The organism is Bacillus sp. B2-WWTP-C-10-Post-4 (assembly GCF_009183805.1).
Classification (GTDB): domain Bacteria; phylum Bacillota; class Bacilli; order Bacillales; family Bacillaceae_G; genus Bacillus_A; species Bacillus_A cereus.
In genome coordinates this window covers 1-2782 of the sequence record NZ_WEII01000223.1, presented here as the reverse complement: position 1 = coordinate 2782, position 2782 = coordinate 1, and the positions used below count along the sequence as shown (strand labels likewise).

Below are 2782 nucleotides of genomic sequence, written 5' to 3'. Positions count from 1 at the left end.
GTAATATCCTATTATTTAAGAATCAATTTACTATATGTATATAATTATCTGACAGCATCTTAATCACCTTATTGAAGGATTAGAGGCCGTCTAAATAAAACTGGATAATAAATTAACATCATACCTACAAATGAGCAAACCAAATAAAAAATAGCCTCGTATTTTATTACTAGAGAAATATTATTATCAATCTTTTTTTCATCTCTTTTATATAACATTTTGAATAATACTCTATATAATAAATACCCAATAATTGCTCCCAGGGTGTTCATAGATAAATCATCAATATCTGTAATTCTATTATCTAGCAATTGACCTAACTCAATAGCCAATGAAAAACCGAATCCAGCATAGGCAGTACTTTTCACTCTTCTAAACTGCGGCCAAATAGCCGGCAATAAAAAACCTAATGGCATAAACAGTAAAATGTTTAAGACATAAGTAGTCATACCTTCAGAAGCAAATGGAATCAAGTTAATTTGATTTGCACGAATTAATGTTTCGTATCTACCTATGTCCCATATAGTCCCTATCTGCGTCACCTTATACACTAGTGAAAGGTAGAATAGAAAAACATACACCCATAGAAAATGCTGAATAGATATTTTTTTTTTCGTTTTAAAATAAAATCCAATTTGAAACATTATACAAAAAATAATAGTAAAAAAATAAGTATATAAATAATTAATCAAAACTCCTGAATGCATTTAAAATCTCCTAACTTTACATTGTAATCTATAACTTTGTCATTTTAGAATATAATTCAAGAACGGGTGGTCATAATCACCCCACCCATATCTTTTACAGGTATTTCAACGTCAATTGTCTTTCTTTGAAAAAAGGGATAATATGACATCGTATATTTTTCCCCCTCAATACTTGCTGAAATGCTCTCTTCTTCTTTTAAATAATCCAGGTATTCTTCCAAGGCTAAATTCATTTTTTGCATAATCGTACTGTGAGGCAAACCGACATAGCGAATATGCCAAGGTTCATATTGAATACCTGTAACATCCGTTTTATCCGAGGGATAGCGTAAGATAAAGCCGTATTTCCAAGCATTTTTTTCTATCCACTTCCCTTCAGGTGCTCGGTCCATTTGCCTTAAGCCTGATCCTACATCAAGTGATAAACCTGAATTATGTTCACTATAACCTGCTGGTAAGGCATAATCAGCCTCCATCTCATGGTAAAGTCCACTTGGCGCATAGGATATTTACTGTTAATTAAGAGCAGATTCCCTTGATAGATGTGTTCTTTTACAATCTCTTTCTTTTGAATAATTGAGGTAGTCCCTGTATTATCTATGTTATCTTTGTGATTTTGATCATATTTTTGAACCTCTACTTTATTCTGAAAAAACAGTGCTTTATTCATGAAAGCAAAACCTAAGAAAAATAACAATAAAAAAACACCACTTCTTCCTTTTCAGCTTCCTCCTTAAGTAAGTAACTTGATGATAATGAAACGCTGATTAAGCGCTGAAGATTTCGGATATGTAACTCTTAACGATTACTTTCTGCAAAGCGATGCTATATGTGGATGCTCTGCTCAATGGTGTGTTGAGGAACATCCAAAACAGCCGATTGCTCATTTGACACAATTCGCTAAAAGGAAAAAATATTTATGTCACTCTTTCTCTAAACATGTGAGCTATTTTAATCACGCATAAATTATCATATCTTTCTTTGACGAAACAAAAAAGCTCGTTCTTATGGTTTAAGTCTACCGCATAAGAACGAGCCATTTTTTAATATTAAATTGTTAATTTCCTAAGAAAAAGTAGAGATGATCTTAAGATTTTCTTAAGAAACAATGATTATTTTCTAAGAATTCCCTTTATCAACCAAGCCTTGGAAGGCTGGAAGCTCTACCGTGAACGTCGTAGAGTTATCATTACTTTCCGCGTAAATTTGTCCGCCATGCTGAACAATGATTTCTTTTGCAATCGCCAATCCAAGTCCCGCGCCGCCCGTATCAGAAGAACGGGCATCATCCAATCTGTAAAACTTTTCAAATATGGTAGCGAGTTTATCTTTCGGGATGTTTCCGACGTTCTCGAAAACGATGGATACCACATCCTCGGAGAGGCCCACCGTAATGTCAATTACACTGTCGTTCTCGCTGTATGCAGCGGCATTTTTCAAAATATTGTTAAAGACCCTCGCTAGCTTATCAGGGTCACCAAATACGGTCAAATCTTCAGAAGCATGGAGTACCACCTGTTTCCCCTTCGCAGCAAGCTGGGGATAAAATTCATCAGTCATTTGCACCAGCATATAGTATAGGTCTATGTGCTTTTTCGTGAGCGTAATCGTTTGAAGGTTATATCGCGTAATCTCAAAAAACTCGTCGATTAGCTGTTCCAGGCGATACGCTTTGTCTAACGTGATATGCACGTACTTTGCCTTTTGCTCTCTTGGCATGTCTGGTGCCTCGTCAAGCAGCATCAGATAACCGATAACTGATGTAAGGGGTGTTTTAATATCGTGTGCCAAGTACATAACAACTTCATTTTTCCTTTGTTCGGCCACCTTTGCATCATGCTCTCGCTTTTCAAGGGTTCGCTTTAATGTGTTGAGCTTCTGTTCCATGAACTCCATTTCCGCAGAAAGCTCAATTTGTTTATCTTCGTTCTGAATAAGTATATCAATACCGGTATTTATCTCTTCAAAGTATTTTACAAATTTTAAAAGCATAACTCGGCATAGAATAAGAATACTAGTGGCAACCGCCACATAAATAAAAATTTCTATATTGTTCCGTATAGTATACTGGTTTG

Annotated in this window: 2 protein-coding genes and 1 pseudogene; all 3 read right to left on the bottom strand. The window is 35.2% G+C overall.

What is annotated here, in order from left to right; genetic code table 11:
* Positions 1-68: 68 nt before the first annotated feature.
* On the bottom strand, positions 69-707 hold the full coding sequence (locus GBN78_RS29285) for a VanZ family protein (RefSeq protein ID WP_000555581.1): 639 nt from the start codon (positions 705-707) through the stop codon (positions 69-71).
* 56 nt (positions 708-763) lie between these two features.
* Positions 764-1377 (bottom strand): annotated as a pseudogene (locus tag GBN78_RS30820) (M15 family metallopeptidase).
* A 449-nt stretch (positions 1378-1826) separates the two neighbouring features.
* A partial coding sequence (gene vanS, locus GBN78_RS29270) for a vancomycin resistance histidine kinase VanS (protein ID WP_152128011.1) occupies positions 1827-2782 on the bottom strand: 956 nt, incomplete at its 5' end.

Coding starts and splice junctions, on each gene's coding strand:
- GBN78_RS29285 (WP_000555581.1), bottom strand. CDS start 707: ATGCATTCAGGAGTTTTGATTAATTATTTATATACTTATTTTTTTACT.